Consider the following 519-nt stretch of genomic DNA (forward strand, 5'->3'; position numbering starts at 1 on the left):
GCGCGGCGACTCGTCGCACGTCCACCCCCCGTCGGCGTGTGTGACCGCGAGTTCGAACAGCGCTCCGCTCGGCGTGCGGACGTAGACGCTCTTGAAGTACTTGCGGTCCTTGAGCTCGGAGATGTCGGTGTAACCGCGCCCCTCGATGCCGAACTTCGCCGCGTCCTGGTTGTCCAGCGTGTCGAGATTCCACGCGAAGGGGTGGGAGGTGGCGGCACCGGAGCCCCACGTTCCCTGGTCGTCGCTGCGGTTGACCGTGATCTCGAGGTGGTTGCCGTGTTTCGCGTCGCCGATCTGCATCCCGAGCACCGAGCCCTCCTCGGTGAGGCCCTCCTGGGCGAAGAAGGACTCGCCGGCGAACTCGACCATGCGGTCCGGCCTGGCCATGTGCACGCCCACGCCGTGGATGCCGTGGATCGCGTGCTCCTGCGGCACCCCGTACCCGGGGTGGCCGATCCGCTCGTCACCGCTGTTGCCGACGAACACGTACTCGATTCCCGAGGGGTGCCGGAACGCGAG

General features: G+C 68.2%; 1 protein-coding gene. It reads right to left on the minus strand.

Annotated features, from left to right (window positions below; translation table 11 throughout):
• Positions 1-519 (minus strand): VOC family protein (locus tag ABD323_RS45420; RefSeq protein ID WP_486327204.1); only part of this gene is annotated, 519 nt, incomplete at both ends.

This window comes from Kitasatospora nipponensis (genome assembly GCF_039528135.1).
In the GTDB taxonomy this organism is placed as follows: domain Bacteria; phylum Actinomycetota; class Actinomycetes; order Streptomycetales; family Streptomycetaceae; genus Kitasatospora; species Kitasatospora nipponensis.